This window comes from Agrobacterium albertimagni AOL15, from assembly GCF_000300855.1.
Taxonomy (GTDB): domain Bacteria; phylum Pseudomonadota; class Alphaproteobacteria; order Rhizobiales; family Rhizobiaceae; genus Allorhizobium; species Allorhizobium albertimagni.
Genome location: NZ_ALJF01000020.1, coordinates 25,377 through 40,267, shown reverse-complemented (window position 1 = coordinate 40,267; position 14,891 = coordinate 25,377). Strand labels below are relative to the sequence as shown.

Annotated in this window: 11 protein-coding genes; 5 read left to right on the top strand and 6 right to left on the bottom strand. The window is 60.5% G+C overall.

Annotated elements, in window-relative coordinates:
• Nucleotides 1-123: 123 nt before the first annotated feature.
• Nucleotides 124-1,023 (top strand): LysR family transcriptional regulator, encoded by a 900-nt coding sequence (locus QWE_RS21635; RefSeq protein ID WP_006728315.1) that lies wholly within the window; start codon nt 124-126, stop codon nt 1,021-1,023.
• A gap of 4 nt (nt 1,024-1,027) precedes the next feature.
• Here the strand turns inward: QWE_RS21635 and QWE_RS21630 are convergent, their stop codons facing one another.
• The 3 genes from QWE_RS21630 to purU form a co-directional block, all read right to left on the bottom strand.
• The gene (locus QWE_RS21630; RefSeq protein ID WP_006728314.1) at nt 1,028-1,435 is read right to left on the bottom strand and encodes a DUF3307 domain-containing protein; all 408 of its coding nucleotides are present in this window, start codon (nt 1,433-1,435) and stop codon (nt 1,028-1,030) included.
• Nucleotides 1,436-1,596: 161 nt separating this feature from the next.
• Nucleotides 1,597-4,524: an aminotransferase gene (locus tag QWE_RS21625; protein WP_006728313.1), complete on the bottom strand. Its 2,928-nt coding sequence runs from the start codon at nt 4,522-4,524 to the stop codon at nt 1,597-1,599.
• A 115-nt stretch (nt 4,525-4,639) separates the two neighbouring features.
• On the bottom strand, nt 4,640-5,524 hold the full coding sequence (purU, locus tag QWE_RS21620; RefSeq protein WP_006728312.1) for a formyltetrahydrofolate deformylase: 885 nt from the start codon (nt 5,522-5,524) through the stop codon (nt 4,640-4,642).
• 433 nt (nt 5,525-5,957) lie between these two features.
• Here purU and QWE_RS21615 point away from each other — a divergent pair, with 433 nt between their 5' ends.
• The 3 genes from QWE_RS21615 (at nt 5,958) to QWE_RS21605 (ending at nt 9,417) form a co-directional block, all read left to right on the top strand.
• Complete coding sequence (locus tag QWE_RS21615) at nt 5,958-7,034, top strand: glycoside hydrolase family 5 protein (RefSeq protein WP_006728311.1); 1,077 nt, start codon at nt 5,958-5,960, stop codon at nt 7,032-7,034.
• Between the two features lie 96 nt (nt 7,035-7,130).
• The gene (locus QWE_RS21610) at nt 7,131-8,120 is read left to right on the top strand and encodes a glycosyltransferase family 2 protein (RefSeq protein ID WP_006728310.1); all 990 of its coding nucleotides are present in this window, start codon (nt 7,131-7,133) and stop codon (nt 8,118-8,120) included.
• Nucleotides 8,121-8,160: 40 nt separating this feature from the next.
• Nucleotides 8,161-9,417 (top strand): O-antigen ligase family protein, encoded by a 1,257-nt coding sequence (locus tag QWE_RS21605; RefSeq protein WP_006728309.1) that lies wholly within the window; start codon nt 8,161-8,163, stop codon nt 9,415-9,417.
• A 12-nt stretch (nt 9,418-9,429) separates the two neighbouring features.
• Here QWE_RS21605 and QWE_RS21600 read toward each other — a convergent pair whose 3' ends face one another.
• Nucleotides 9,430-11,124: a GumC family protein gene (locus tag QWE_RS21600; RefSeq protein WP_006728308.1), complete on the bottom strand. Its 1,695-nt coding sequence runs from the start codon at nt 11,122-11,124 to the stop codon at nt 9,430-9,432.
• Nucleotides 11,125-11,286: 162 nt separating this feature from the next.
• Here QWE_RS21600 and QWE_RS21595 point away from each other — a divergent pair, with 162 nt between their 5' ends.
• Nucleotides 11,287-12,549: a lipopolysaccharide biosynthesis protein gene (locus QWE_RS21595; protein WP_040300857.1), complete on the top strand. Its 1,263-nt coding sequence runs from the start codon at nt 11,287-11,289 to the stop codon at nt 12,547-12,549.
• A gap of 31 nt (nt 12,550-12,580) precedes the next feature.
• On the opposite strand, the gene QWE_RS25520 is transcribed toward QWE_RS21595, so the two are convergent.
• Nucleotides 12,581-13,444 carry a DUF6492 family protein gene (locus tag QWE_RS25520; RefSeq protein ID WP_006728306.1) on the bottom strand — a complete coding sequence of 288 codons (864 nt, stop codon included), beginning with the start codon at nt 13,442-13,444 and terminating at the stop codon, nt 12,581-12,583.
• A complete protein-coding gene (locus QWE_RS21585) occupies nt 13,441-14,634 on the bottom strand; it encodes a glycosyltransferase (protein ID WP_006728305.1) in 1,194 nt (397 codons plus the stop codon). The genes QWE_RS25520 and QWE_RS21585 overlap by 4 nt, the downstream gene beginning before the upstream one ends.
• Between the last annotated feature and the right edge of the window lie 257 nt (nt 14,635-14,891).

Below are 14,891 nucleotides of genomic sequence, written 5' to 3'. Positions count from 1 at the left end.
GGGCTGGCCGCACGAGATCACTGTGTGTCCCATGTCATTCCGCCCCGTACAGTCTTGTGATTTCTAGAAGAGCATTCTACGCCATTCCAGCGATAAATTCTCAAGAGATCATTCCAAAAAGGCATGACCATGCTGCCTGCCCGACGTTTCCTTCCATCGCTGTCGCTGCTCACTGCATTCGAGGCCGCGGCCCGGACGGGAAGCATCACGGCGGCGGCACGGGAGCTCGATCTCACGCAGAGCGCGGTCAGCCGACAGATCAAGGCACTCGAAAGCCAGCTCGGTGTCGAGCTTTTCCTGCGGGAGCGCCAGACCATCCGATTGACGGTCGCCGGGGACAGCTATGCCCGCGAGATCCGGGAAGCGCTTCGCCGTATCTCCAGCGCGTCCCTGAACCTGCGGGCCAATCCACATGGCGGTACGCTCAACCTTGCGATCCTGCCGACATTCGGTGCCCGTTGGCTCGCCCCGCGGCTGGGGCAATTTCTCGCCGGCAATCCCGGCATCACGATCAATCTGGTGACGCGGCTCTCACCCTTTGATTTCCGTCTGGACTCCATCGATGCCGCGATTCATTTCGGTGATGCCGTGTGGCCTGGCGCTGAATTGACGCTTCTGATGCGAGAGGAGACGATACCGGCATGCAGCCCGGACTTCAAACAGGCGCATGCGATCGAAGCGCCATCCGATCTTCTGCGCGTGCCGCTGCTGCATCTCACGACCCGGCCGGATGCCTGGGAACGCTGGTTCACGGAAACCGGTGTCGCCTTCGAGAATGTTCACGGCATGCTCTTCGACCAGTTCGCAACTGCATCACAGGCAGCGATCGGCGGCCTGGGCGTGGCGCTGCTTCCGACCTTCCTCATCCAGGAGGAACTCGCGCGCGGCGAGTTGGTGGCTGCCGTCGATCGTCCGATGCAGAGCGCGCAACGATATTATCTCGCCTTTCCGCGGGAGAGGGCGGCCTATCCGCCGCTCGTCGCCTTCCGGGATTGGATCGTCAAGGAACTCGCCCAGCCCTAGTGGTTCACAGTGAAGTTGCTGCAGTCGCAATCCAGACGGCGAGCGCGAGATGGGTCAAATGGTGCAGGGTCTGGTCGGTGCCCAAGAGCCACCAGTAGGCGGCTTGCTCCACCTTGAAATGATAACGCTGCTGGACCAGAGCCTTGGTCCGATCAATCAGTCCGTGAATGATGAGGTCGATCACCGCAAGCCAGGCGAGTTGCGGTGCCATCAGCAGGGCGATCAACAGCGTTCCCAAGGCATGCACGGTTATATGCGCGAGCAAGGGGGCCATCCACCCTTCAAGCCGCTCCTTGCCGTGTGCCATCCAGCTGGTCTGAAGCAGAAAATCCGCCAGGAAATGCTTGATGACGAACAGAGCGACGGCCCAGATCAACAGATCACTGGCGATTTGCTCCGGTATGATGGGCATGGATATTCCTTCGGCTGCTGTTCTGTCCGAAGATAGACCACTCTCCAAAACGCTGTGAAGCTGCCATTTAGTTTACCCAGTTTTGGGCTTTGCGCTTCCTTTACGTGATCATCGGGTTTCGGAGAGCCGCATTAGGACGATGGTAGTGACTGCGTCTGCCGTCACCAGCCATCGGAAAGCACCTTTTCCAGCATGTCCGCGAAGAAATCGGCGCTCTCGCGGCTCAGGCAGAGCGGCGGCTTTATTTTCAAAACGTTAAGATGATCGCCCGTCGGTTGCATGATGACGCCGAGATCAAGCAGACGGTCGCAGATGGCTGCAGTTTCTTCCGTCGCAGGTTCCAGCGTCTCGCGATCACGCACGAATTCCAGTCCGAGATAGAGGCCCATCCCATGCACGGCGCCCACGATCGGGAAACGTTGCCCGAGCGCCTCGAGCCGTGCCTTCAGATGGTCACCCGTGTCTCGGGCATTTTGCTGGAGGTTTTCGTCCCGCATGATGTCGAGAACGGTCATGCCGACGACACAGCTCACGGGGCTGCCGCCGGAGGATGAGAAGAAATAGCCCTCTTTTTCGAGGCTGTCGGCGATCTCGCGCCTGGTGATCACCGCGCCGAGCGGCTGGCCATTGCCCATGCCCTTGGCGACCGTGATGATGTCCGGGATGACGCCCTGCTGTTCGAAGCCCCAGAAATGATGACCGAGGCGGCCGTATCCGACCTGAACTTCGTCGGCGATGCAGAGACCTCCACGCTCGCGGACGAGCGCGTAGACAGCGCTGAGATAGCCCGGCGGAAGCGGAATGCCACCGGCATTGCCATACACGCTCTCTGCGATGAAGCCGCCCAGCTTTCCGCCAGCCTCTTCGATCTCGGCGATTTTTGCTGTGACCGCCTCGACATAGCCATCGGTCGCGCCCTCGCCGCGATACTTGCCGCGGTAGGTGTTTGGCGACATCACCGGATGAACCCAGTCCGGACGTGTTTCCAGGGCGCGGGGATTGTCGGCTAGTGAGGTGGAAACCGCATCGCTGGCGACTGTCCAGCCGTGATAGGCTTCGAGGAGGCTCAGGATGTTGCGGTGGCCGCTATGGGCCCAGGCGAGCCGCAGCGCGAGATCCACGGCTTCGGAGCCCGAATTCACGAGGAAGACGGTATCGAGCCCCTCTGGCGCGAGCGACGCGAGGCGATCCGAGAATTCGGCGACGGCGGCGTAGTGAAAGCGCGAGTTCGTGTTGAGCATGGCCCATTGTCTGTCGACCGCCTCCGCCAAGCGCGGATTGCCGTGGCCGAGGATCGTGACATTGTTGACCATATCGAGATAGGCGCGGCCGTTCATGTCGAAGAGATGCTCTCGCCAGCCCCGTTCGATCTGTGGCGGGTCGACATAGTAGTTCTTCTGCGGTTTGGCGAAGCTCTTCTTGCGCCGCTCCAGCAGCGCTTTGCTCTCCGGTGCGGGTGCATCGACGCCGACGCCGAGCAGCGGAGAAGGTGAGGGGCATATGCGACGCCAGACTGCGCTTTGCTGCGGCTTGGCAAAGAGTGGCGGGACGAGATCCGGATCGCGGCAAAGCTGGATGCGCAGGCCGCCGACGCCGCCGGCTGCGCCGGCAACCGTACCGATTGCGTCGCCGGCCTTGACGGTCGCGCCGTCTTCCAGGCTGCAGTCGATGCCATCCAGATGAAGCGAAAGTTCGGGCGATGACAGGATCAGGTGATGGCCGTCGAGCAGAATGGTCCCGTCGAAGGGCGCGAAGGCTTCCGTGGCGCCTGGCAGGCAGACATCAATATGCAGGGCGAAGGTCGCTGGCGGCGTTGGGGACAGAGGCTTGGTGTAGGACAGACGGAATTCGCCATAGCGGGTCGACGAAACGCCCGTCTCCATGGCTGCCCGGGCCAGAAGCTTCCAGTCGATCTCTTGGTCGCTCCAGGTGTCGCGCGGCAGGTCCGGGCTCGTCACCGTCAGGTCCGTCAGAAGGAAGTCTGCGGGTGCAAGCGAGGGAAGAAGCGGATGGGACATCATCAGCTCCGGCTCGTCCGGAAGCATGCCGGCGGCATCCAGGATAGCGGCTTCCATCAACGGGTAGGGCACGGAGGTCGCCACCTCGAAAATCGTCCGCTCGTGCTCGATATTGCCGAGCACATAGTCGTTGTCGGGGTCGATCGACAGCTGCTGTTCGCTGCTTGCGACAAGCACGCCCGCGCGCGCGACGATCAGCGGCCAGAGCGCTTTCAATTCCGCTTCGCTCAGCGGGTAGCGCGCGTGGAAGGCCTTGACGGCGGGCAGGATGTAGAAGGGGTCACCATCGGCATGGTGCAGGAGCGCGGCACAAGCCACCGCGAGGTCTGCCACCAGCCATCCATAGAGAACATCACCGAAGTCGATCACGCCATCTGGCATCAGGCGGCCGGTTGCGTTCGGCGTAGCCACGACATTGTCGTCAGTGATGTCGTGATGAATGGCTTGAATACGCAGTTCGGAGGCCAGTGGCTGCAGGCGCTTCACCGCCATGATCATCGCCTTGGCAATCCGGTCCCGCTGTTTCTGGTCCGCGACCGATTTCAGGAGGTGCAGGGCGACCGGTCCTGCGCGTCGCAGATCCCATTGCAGTTCCCGTTCCAGTCCGGCGTGACGGAAGTCCTTGAGCCCGCCTGCGATCCGGGCGACTACGTCACCGAAAGACGCCACGACCTCGGGAGCGAGGTACTTCTGGCGCGTCAGGGGCTCGCCATCCAGATAGGACAGGAGCCTCACCCAGTAATACTGCCCGCCCACTTCGATCTGGGGGATGTATTCGCCAGTCAGGGCGGGGATCGGCTCGGGTATGCGCAATCCGAGATCCAGATTGCGCAGGTGCTCCATGGCCCTGTTCTGGGCATCCAGTTCCGGCTGGGGATAGTCAGCCCGTGTGACCTTGAGGACGAGCCGCTCTTCGCCGGTGTCGATCAGGAAATTGCGGTCCTGCTGGCTGCCGAGTTCCCGGATCGTGCCGCTGAAGCCGTAGAATTCGTTGAAGATGACCTTGGCATCGGCCAGCGTGACGTTCGGGCGCGGCAGTTCGGTGCGCTGGAGCAGAGCCGAGTCGGCCATACGTTTCCTCCCAGGGAATCATGTCGGGAGATTAGCAGAGCCTAGTGTCGCGTCTATCCCGCAGAGCCATGGTCGGAAAAGACGAAGGGCGCCGTTTCCGACGCCCTTTCCATATTCAGCCCATGCGCTCGGAGGCATAAGAGCCCGGGCTTGCCGGGAAGACCACGGTGCGGTTGCCATTGATGAAGGTGCGGTGATGGATATGGGCATGGATCGCCCGCGCCAGCACCTGGCTTTCGACGTCGCGGCCGATCGAGACATAATCATCCGCCGACTGGGCATGGGTGATGCGGGCGACGTCCTGCTCGATGATCGGACCTTCGTCGAGGTCGGCTGTAACATAGTGCGCGGTCGCACCGATCAGCTTCACGCCGCGTTCGAAGGCCTGCTTGTAGGGGTTTGCGCCCTTGAAACTCGGCAGGAAAGAGTGGTGGATGTTGATGATCTTGCCGGACATCTTCTTGCACATGTCGTCGGAGAGGACCTGCATGTAGCGGGCGAGGACGATCAGTTCGGTGCCCGTCTGCTCGACGAGGTCCATGATCCGGGCTTCGGCTTCCGGCTTGTTTTCCTTCGTCACCTTGATGTGGTGGAAGGGAATGTCGTGATTCACGACGACCTTCTGGTAGTCGAAATGATTGGACACGACCCCGACGATCTCGATCGGCAGCGCGCCGATCTTCCAGCGATAGAGAAGGTCGTTCAGGCAGTGTCCGAAGCGCGACACCATCAGGAGGACCTTCATGCGCTTGGCGGCGTCATGCAGGTTCCAGTTCATGCCGAACTTCTCGGCGACGGGTACGAAGCCCTTCTCGAGCTTGGCTTCGTTGGCACCTTCCTCGGAGATGAAGGAAATGCGCATGAAGAACTGGCCCGTATGCAGGTCGTCGAACTGCGAGCTATCGACGATGTTGCAGCCCTGCTCCGCGAGATAGCCGGAAATCGCCGCCACGATGCCGCGGGTCGATTGGCAGGATACGGTCAAAACATAGCTCGTCATCGGTTCTCTCATCTCCTCGGCATGGCACAGGCGCCGTGTCTCTATCGCATGTCCGACACGATCGGAAGCGTGCCGTGTTGCTGATCCTCATCGTCTTTCCAGAGCAGGCGACCCGCGCGCCGGCGGTTTCCGCTCCTTTGTGATGGCCAGAGATTAGGCCAGGAAATGCAAAACCCCGTTCCCATTGCGTCTTTCCAGGGCGCATCTTCGCCGTTCGTCTCGTGATCAAGGTGAAATCTGCAACGCTGTTCTCATCGATTGCCAGCGATTTGTGCATGCCTGCCTAGGGATGTCTTGCGGCGTCGCTCGACAAAGTGTGATTTGCGACGCGGTGTGGACCCCACGCATGAATACTGCCGGTAGAACCAGAATGACATCGGGCCAGTCTCCCGCTAAAACCTCTGCGAATACAGGACAAGGTGGGTTGAGAACCATGAAACGGAATTTGACGCTTGGCCTGATTTCCGCTGCGCTGGCCATGGCCATGGCCATGGCCATGGCCACGCCATCGGGCTCAACTGTCGCGTCGAGTGACGCGTGCTTTCGCGGCATAAACCTGGCCGGTGCCGAGTTCGGCAATCTGCAAGGCGTATTCGGCGAAGGCTATATCTATCCTTCGCTGGAAACGATTACCTATTTTGCGGGCAAGGGTTTCAATACCGTGCGGCTCCCCTTTTTGTGGGAGCGCTTGCAGCCGAAGCTGAACAGCGACTTCGACCCCGCCGAGCTCAGCCGTCTCAAGGAAACTGTCGCAACGATCGGAACCTTCAATCAGACGGTGATCCTCGATCCCCACAACTATGCACGCTATTTCGAGAAGCTGATCGGAACCGACGAGGTTCCGACTTCGGCCTTTGTCGATTTCTGGCAGCGGCTGGCGAAGGAGTTTGAAGGAGATCGACATGTGGTCTTCGGCCTGATGAACGAGCCCTTCGACATCTCATCGACGGATTGGCGTGATGTCGCCAACGAAGCAATCGCGGGCATTCGTGAGGTTGGTGCAGACAATCTCATTCTGGTTCCGGGTACGTCCTGGACGGGGGCGCATAGCTGGTTCGGCGACTGGTATGGCGGGGCGAATGCCGAGGTGCTTTTGAGCATCAAGGACCCGGCAAACAATTACGCCTTCGAGATCCACCAGTATTTCGACGATGACTTCTCAGGCACCCTGAACAATTGCAGCCGTGCTGCCGATGCGGTTGATGCTATCAGCGAGGTCGGAGACTGGTTGAAGAAAACCGGTCAGCGAGGCTTCCTCGGCGAGTTCGGTGTTCCCGGAACGCCGGAATGTACGGCGGTGCTGACGGAGGTGGTCAAGCTGCTCGACGAAGACAAGAGTTCGTGGATCGGCTGGACCTATTGGGCGGCGGGTGACTGGTGGCCCGAGACCGAAGAGCTCAACATCCAGCCGACCAAGAACGGAGACCGGCCGCAGCTCAGTGGTCTTGCACCCGTGCTCAACGATTTCCTCGGTGCGTCGGAAGGCTGTCCGGGCCTTGAGCGTCCCTGAGGCCGCCAGCCGTCCGAAACGGCTGAGGGGTTAAGCTGGTATCAACAGTTTTGGTATTTGCTCGACGAAGTTCCGCACATTCGAAAGAGCTCCCGATTGGCCTTACCGGATCACATCGAGCTGGTTACGCAGACGCCTGATCTGGCGCATGACGCCGTCACCGTCGTGGTCACGGTGCCGACCTTTCGGCGCCCTGTGCACCTTCTCAAGACGCTTGAAAGTCTTGCGGCCCAAAGGACGAACCGTCGATATGCTATCGTGCTGGTCGACAATGACAGCGATCGCCGCGAGGGTGGGGTGGCGGCCCGGCCCCTGTTCGAAACAGGGCAGATCAACGGTATCCTGATTGTCGAAACGCTCAGGGGCAATTGCAACGCCTATAATGCCGCCTGGCTGACGGCGCTGCAGCACTTTCCCAACATGAGTCATCTGCTGGTCATCGATGATGACGAGATCGCTGATCCGGACTGGATCGAGGCCATGAGCAGTACCCGGGAAATGTTCGGTGCCGATCTGGTCGGTGGCCCGCAAGTGCCGGTCTTCCCGACGACTGAAACGGGCGACGTGCCCCGGCATCCGGTGTTCACGCCGCCATATCAGACCACGGGGCTTGTGCCGCTCCTCTATTCCTCCGGCAATCTCCTGGTCTCGCGTGCCCTGCTTGAGGCAAACATCTATCCGTTTCTCGACCCGAGGTTCAACTTCACCGGTGGCGGAGATGCAAACTTCATCGATCAGTCCGTGCGCAAGGGTTTCAAAGCCGCCTGGTGTCACGAGGCTCCGGTACACGAAACCGTGCCTGCAAACCGTCTTGAACGATCGTGGCTGCGCGCGCGCGGCATTCGCGATGGTGTCATCTCCAGCCTGGTCGAAAACGGACGGCGCGCGGGGCAGCCCTTTGGATCTGTGCGGGTCTTCTTGAAGAGCATCGCCCTGCTGACCCTCTCGCCATTGAAGGCGATCATGACCGCCCGCCGCCTCGGATCGCTGCAGAACAGCCTCTATTACGTCCATGTCGGCCTTGGCCGCACACTCGCACATTTCGGATATGCCGATGAACAGTATCGACATACGGACGGTCGCTGACCGCGATGTCGCGGGAGTGAGGCCTGCCTATCCTGCGGAGATGCTGCGCCGGGCGGCTGTCGTCGTGAGCATCCTGCTGTTTGCGGTCATGCTGATCTCGTTTCAGCCCTTCTCGCCTGTTCACGAGGGCGTGGAAGAAGGCGGCAATCTGGTCAATCAGTTGGGCTTTGGCCTACTTGGGCTCATCGCGGTCTGCTCGCTGCTGACGCTGGCCGACCTGCGCAAACTGCCGTCCCTGATCGGTCCGGCCTGGATGCTGATGATCGGTTTTCTTGTGTTCTCTGGATTCACCGCCCCAGATCCAAGTGCGACCTTGCGCGGTATCATTCTCACCCTGATCGTGATGATGACGATCGTGACCGTGCTGGCCCTTCCGCAGGACGGGGATGGCTATGCCCGCATGTTGAGCGTCGTCGCAGGCATCCTGATCTTCATCTGTTATGCCGGGCTGCCCTTAGTCCCGTCTCTGGCCACCCATGGCTCCGACGCGCTCGAGCCACAAAACTCCTATCTCTGGCGCGGGGTCTTCACCCACAAGAACATCGCCGGGCCGGTCATGGCGGCATTTGTTTTTGCAGCCATCTATCTCTGGCGGCGCGGCGACCGCTGGGCCGGTGTGGTGATCGGCGTGTCGGCGCTGATTTTCGTCAGCCAGACGGGCTCCAAGACCACGCTGGGACTGGTGCCCGTTGCGGCGCTCCTGGTTCTTCTTCCGAGTGCGATCGGGCTTCGCGTGCTGACACCGATCGCGGTCTTCTTCTGCCAGCTTGCCTTTGCTCTCCTGACCTTCGGTTCCGTTCTCATCGAGCCGATCCACCAATTCGTCCTGTGGCTCGGCATCGACCCGACCTTTACCGGCCGTGTTTCGATCTGGAAGTTCGGGGTCGATGCGCTGGTTGATCGTCCGCTCACGGGCTTCGGCTATGAGAGCTTCTGGAGTACGGATCTCGTCCGCTATGCTGCCAATCCCTATTATCTCGACTGGGATGTGCGCGGCATCGTGCACGCCCATAACGGCTACCTCGACATCGCGATTTCGATGGGGATACCGGCGCTGATCGTCGCGCTGGCTGTCCTGATCGTTCTTCCGCTGATCGACTACATGCGCTGCAGACCGGCCCGGGAGAACAGGTTGCTGGCGGACTTCTTCATGATGATCGTGTTCTTCACGACGCTGAATGCGATGATGGAGAGCTTCTTCTTCCGTCGCATGGACCCGGTCTGGATGCTCTGCTTCTTCGGGGTGATCGGCCTCAGGCTCGTGGCAAGAGTGCCCATCCCGCGAAGGCTTGCCTGAGCCGCCTTTCGTTCAGACCTCAGCGTCTTCGCGGCGTTTCCTCAACTTCGTCAAATTGAGGCCGAGGGCGAGCAGAATACCGATACCAAATCCTGCAATCAGGCCGCCAAGTGCGATGACCTTGCGTGAAGGACCGGCAGGATCCAGCGGTGGGCGTGCCTCCGACAGGACCTGAACATTGGCGAGCGTAATCGCTTCCTGTTCCCCGGTTTCGCGGGTTCTAAGCAGGAAGGATTCGTAGACGGAGCGGCGTGCCGCCGCCTCACGTTCGAGTTCGCGCAAGGTGACGAGGCTGTCATTGTTCGATGCCTGGGTGTCCTTGAGTTCCCGCAGGCGGCTCGTGAGGGCCACTTCCTGCTGGAGGGACCGATCCAGTTCGACCTGCAGGGCGCTGCGGATGCGGCCGAGTTCCTCACGGATCTGGTTGAGCATTCCGCTGGCCTGCGATCGCGCCTCGACATACCTCGGGTGCTGCGGCCCATAGCGGGCCGCGATCGATTCGAGTTCTTTGCGCAGATCGGCGTAGCGCGTGCGCAGGACCGCAATCGTGTCGGAACTCACGTCTTCGGGGAGCGCCAGTTCACCGCCGCTGGAGGCCGCCATCTTCGCGATGCTGGTGATCTTGGCGCGCAGGCCGGCGGTTTCGACGCGCAGCGAACTCAGTCTCTCATTCAGCAGTTTCAGATCGTTGTCCACGATCGGTCTGCCGTCGACATTCACCAGATCATTCGAGTTGCGGAAGCTTTCGGCGGCTTTTTCAGCCTCTTCGAGCTTCATGCGCAGGTCGGCAAGACGGCTCGACAATTCGTCCGATGTCCGGCGGACGGCGTCGGACTGCATCGAGGCCAGTTCGCGCTGAAAGACGCTGCTCACGATGTTGGCCAGACGCGCTGACTTCTCGGGATCCCGGGTTTCTGCAGAGATCGAGAAGATGAATGTCTTCTGATCGCGGTTGACGTTGATCACCTCGTAAAGGTGGTTCAGAACGCGCGTCTCGACGTTCTGGGCATCCGCTTGAGAGGCGCTCGGCCAGAAGGCGCTGAGGCCGGAAGGCTTCAGCGTGCCATTGAATTCCGGGTCCTGCTTGAGATCGGCCTGCTCGATGACCTTCAGCAAGACGCTGTTCGACTTGACGATGCGGGCCTGGCTTTCGACCACGGCGAGGGAGGCATCGGTCGGCAATTGATCGGTGGTCAACTGGTCGCCGACCGTGCGGATCTGCCGGGGGTCGACGAGGATGTCGCTGCTGGCGACCCAGAGTTTCGGCAGGGTCATGGCGTAGGCGGCACCAAAGAGGCCACCGATCACGGTCGATGCAATCAGGATGCGATGGGACCGCTTGAGAATGTCGATGACCATGAAGGGGTCGACCAGAGGCTTCCATTCGGCTTCATCCCGCGGGACGGCGTTGCCGTCTCGATTTCTATCCTGACGAGGGTCTGTCGCGATTTCAGCATCGGGTTCCTGTGCAGGGATAGCAGACGGAGCGGGAGGTCTGGTTTCCCCGACCTCCATGCTGTTCACCTGGCCCTCAAGCATAGAGACGCGGGCGCGCAAAAAATCGAGGTAGTCGTCGTGGCGTTCCAGCATGTCCCGCAGGGAGGGCCGGCCGCCACGGGTGTCTGCGGCGTGGCCGGATGGGCGCTCTGCGCCTGCGGCGCCGGGCTCTTTGCCTCCGTGACTGGTGCGATCATCGCGCAGATACATGTCAGCCCTTGCTTCGGGAAATGGTTCGCGTGGGGCAAATTTAATTTTTTATCAAAAACAAATGGTTAAAAGATCGGAAAATTAACCGTTTTGGACGTAGCTTCTGCCCGTGTCGACGCCGTCCGAAATGTGACCTGCGCCTTCAGCAACTCTGGACACCACGTGAACGCGATCCTTCGGCACCTTTCATCAAACCGGCAACTCCTGCACGCCTATGTCTCGGTGATATCGGGATCTGCCGGGCGACTGGTCGTGTCTCTCGCCTACTTTGTCGTGTTGGCCAACACACTGCCCCTTGCGGATTACGGCATCTTCGCCACGGCGTCGGGCGCCGGGCTCGTCCTCTCCCGGCTGCTTGCGCTCGGTTTCAGCTCACCGCTTTATCGTATTGCGGTCGTCAAGCCGCGGCTACTTGGCGTCTACACGGTTGGCTATCTGCTGGCGTCTCTTCTCTCCCTGCCGCTCGTCGTTGTCGCAGCGCTGCTGGTCTATTTCCTGTTCTTCTCAGACGATGTCGGTTTGCTCACCTTTTCCCTGGTGATCATCGCCGAAATCTTGCTCTGGCGGTCGGCCGAGATCGTCATCATCGTCAACAACGGGCTCAAGCGTTTCGGGCTCGCTGCCATCCTTGTGATCCTTGGAACTGCCACACGCGCCGCCGCAGCCGGCCTCTTCTGGAGCCAGGCCTCAGTCCAGGATCTCGATCATTGGGCATGGTGGTATATGGGCGCCAATGCCGTCTCGCTGGTCGTCGCCCTCTATTTCTATCCCCGCGTTCGGCTGCGCTTCGACATGCGGCTCTATCTGCGGCGCGTGCAGGATTCGCTCGCCGTCGCGGGTGCGGAACTGCTGTTCTACCTGCAGTCGGAACTCGACAAGCTGATGGTGCTCGGGATCGGTGGACCGGCCCTTGCCGGTGTCTATGCGATCATCATGCGGGTGGTCGACCTGACAGCGCTGCCGATCCGCTCCTTCAATACGATCCTGGTGCAGAAACTGATGCAGAGCCCTGATATGTTGAGGTCGGTGAAGATCAGGGTGCTCATCGAAGCGGGATTGATGATCGTCTCCGTTGCCGGGCTCGCAACACTTGCCTTCCTCCTGCATCTCTATCCCAATGCACTCGGCCGCAACGTGGCGCCGGTCGCCGAACTCCTGCCACTCGTTCTGCTCGTTCCGGGTTTTCGCAATCTCGCGGAGTACCAGGGGGAGTTGATGTATGCCCGTGGGCAAAGCTGGCTGCGCACGCTGTGTCTTGCACTTCTGACGCTGAGCAAGGCCGGGCTGATCGCGCTGCTGCTCAACAGTTTCGCCCATGAGGGCCAGGACTGGATTGTCGCCTTGAACGGGGTCTTTGCCGGTCTCTATGTGATCTCGGCCATCTTCACCTATTCGAGCCTCAGGCTGCCGGCCAAGCGGGTCTGACGGTTTTCGCCGCGAAGCTCACCAATCGTAATCATAGCCCGAGGATGCGTCGAATTTCGCCCGGTTCAAGACCCAGGAAGGACTGCATGCCGAGTGCTACCTGTTCGGGCGCCATGTCCGCCACGAAGGCACGGAATTCGTCTTCCGTTGGCGGTGGCGCCAGCCAAAAGACCTTGCAAAGCTCTGTCTGGTCGTGGAAGTGCCCCGCGCCGTGCTCGACGTCATCCACGAAACGGCCATACATCATGCATTCCGAGAAACAGCGTTGCTTGCCCATCGCCGCGATCCAGTGCTCGCCGGTGACGCTCTCGATCCGCGCACACATGTCCCTGATGCTGCTTCGTTTCCAGGCGATCATCGTGCCGACATAGTCGTTCGTGGAGTGCTGCGTTTCGGGCAGACCCAACAACGCGCCGGCATTCGCGGACCAGCGGCGATGTTCGCCCATGGAGTCTGCAGCCAGGGCGCCGGGCCTGACCAGCAGGCGCAGCGTATCGTCGCGCCAGAGCTGGCTGCAATCATAGGGCCGAAGGAAAGCGACATCGGAATCCAGATAGAGAAAGGCATCGTCCTCGACGAGGTCGGCGATGGCGATCCGGCGAAACTGCTGCACATGCCAGCCGCGCAACGGCTTGGTCTTGAACGATAGCCAGATGCGGCGGCGACCCATGGTCAGCGGATCCGGAAAGACCTTCAGCCAGGACGGCAAGAGGTCCTTTTCTCCGATGATTACCCTCTGCGGCGATTGCAGTTGTCGGAACAGCGGAACATCGCGGTCTTCGACTAGCACATAGTGTTTAGTGTATCCCGTGACATGCGTGTCCAGCGTCTCGCAGAGCAGACGGAACCGTTCGAAATCCGCGTGATAGCTCGCGGTAACAATCGCTGTCTTCATGACAGAGCTTCCTTTGCGCCTGATGTCGTTCGGGTCAGCATGTCGAGCATCTGCCTGATGCCGGCATCCATCAGCTGTGCCTGTGTTTCGGCAAAGACCCGGCCATCAAGCCGCTGAAGGTCGCCCGCCCGCGCCCTACGGATCTTGTCGTTGAGTGCTGATGCGAAACTTTCCGGATCATTTGCGATGGTGCAATTGTCCGGGATCGCTGCAATACCGCGAACCGAGCTTGTCGTCGCAACGCTTGGCAGGCCGAGCGAGAAGGTCTCGATCGTCTTCAGCTGAACGCCCGTGCCGGCCCGGCTGATCAGCGGGATCACGGCGCTTTCAGCGACGAAGTCCGTCGCGCGATCCACCTTTCCAACGAAATCGACGTCGGGCCAGGCGGAGACCAGATCGATCGGCGTGCTGCCAGCGACACGGATGTGCACATCATCGAGCAGCCTTGGCTTTACCTCGTTCAGAAACCATTCGAGGCCGATCCGATTGGGATGCCAGGTCCAGGTGCCGAGCAAAGCGAGGTCGTGCGCCAGCTCTTTCGTCTCGGGCAGCTGCGTTGATCGCTCGATGCTCAAGGGGAGGAACACGGATCGCTCCGGCGGAACGCCGAGATCGACTGCGTCTTCGGCTGCGAAGGTCACGACGCCGCTCGACTGGTCGCGGAGCCTGTGCTCGATTGTCTTCAGCAAGCGCGCATCGCGGGCGAAGAGACTGCGCTTGATCAAGGAGCCGGCATTGCGGGCGTTCTCGGCCGAGGAGCGATGTTCGACATTATGCGCGACGAAGATCGATGGTTTCCCCGTGAAGCTATCCGGGAAGGCTCCGGCGAGGGCGACGCCGTTCAGGACATACCCGTCGAACGGTCCAGCGGACGCGATCGCGTCGCGCACTGCTTCCTCGTCGATGACCCGCAGTTTTGCGCTCGACATCGGCAGTCCCGTCGCGAGGGACATGAGCAGCCATTTGATCTTGAGCCAGGGGTCAGCCCTATCGGTGCGCACTTCCACCTCGCCGAGAGCAGCCTTTGCACCTGGAGCAACGGCCTGTCCTGGCCAGGTGCAGCCGATGACGGTGGTGCGGACGCCTGCCCGTGCCAGGCCTTCGAGCAGAGCCTGGTTGGCCAGTTCATAACCTGTCGATGGATTGGCTTGCGCAACAAGTGATGTGACGAAGACCAGATGGAGGGACAAATCGCCACCTATGTGAGACGCGATACACTGCAGAGATGTAATTCTTAAACCTTATTCTCAGTTAGGGGCATGAACATTCCTTTAAACGGGGCCACTTCAGTACCCCATTAACTCCGAATTTATGCTTGCCCACCTACCGTTCCCTCGGATTTTGAAGACTTCTCTACCTTCTTGAAGGAAGAAGCAGACCTCGTTGATCGCATACGATGTTCAACAGGATCCCACTCCGTCGTTGGCCGACAGAGGCGAATTCGACG

Coding starts and splice junctions, on each gene's coding strand:
- QWE_RS21630 (WP_006728314.1), bottom strand. CDS start 1,435: ATGCCCATCATACCGGAGCAAATCGCCAGTGATCTGTTGATCTGGGCC.
- QWE_RS21615 (WP_006728311.1), top strand. CDS start 5,958: ATGAAACGGAATTTGACGCTTGGCCTGATTTCCGCTGCGCTGGCCATG.
- QWE_RS21635 (WP_006728315.1), top strand. CDS start 124: ATGACCATGCTGCCTGCCCGACGTTTCCTTCCATCGCTGTCGCTGCTC.
- QWE_RS25520 (WP_006728306.1), bottom strand. CDS start 13,444: ATGAAGACAGCGATTGTTACCGCGAGCTATCACGCGGATTTCGAACGG.
- purU (WP_006728312.1), bottom strand. CDS start 5,524: ATGACGAGCTATGTTTTGACCGTATCCTGCCAATCGACCCGCGGCATC.
- QWE_RS21625 (WP_006728313.1), bottom strand. CDS start 4,524: ATGGCCGACTCGGCTCTGCTCCAGCGCACCGAACTGCCGCGCCCGAAC.
- QWE_RS21600 (WP_006728308.1), bottom strand. CDS start 11,124: ATGTATCTGCGCGATGATCGCACCAGTCACGGAGGCAAAGAGCCCGGC.
- QWE_RS21605 (WP_006728309.1), top strand. CDS start 8,161: ATGCTGCGCCGGGCGGCTGTCGTCGTGAGCATCCTGCTGTTTGCGGTC.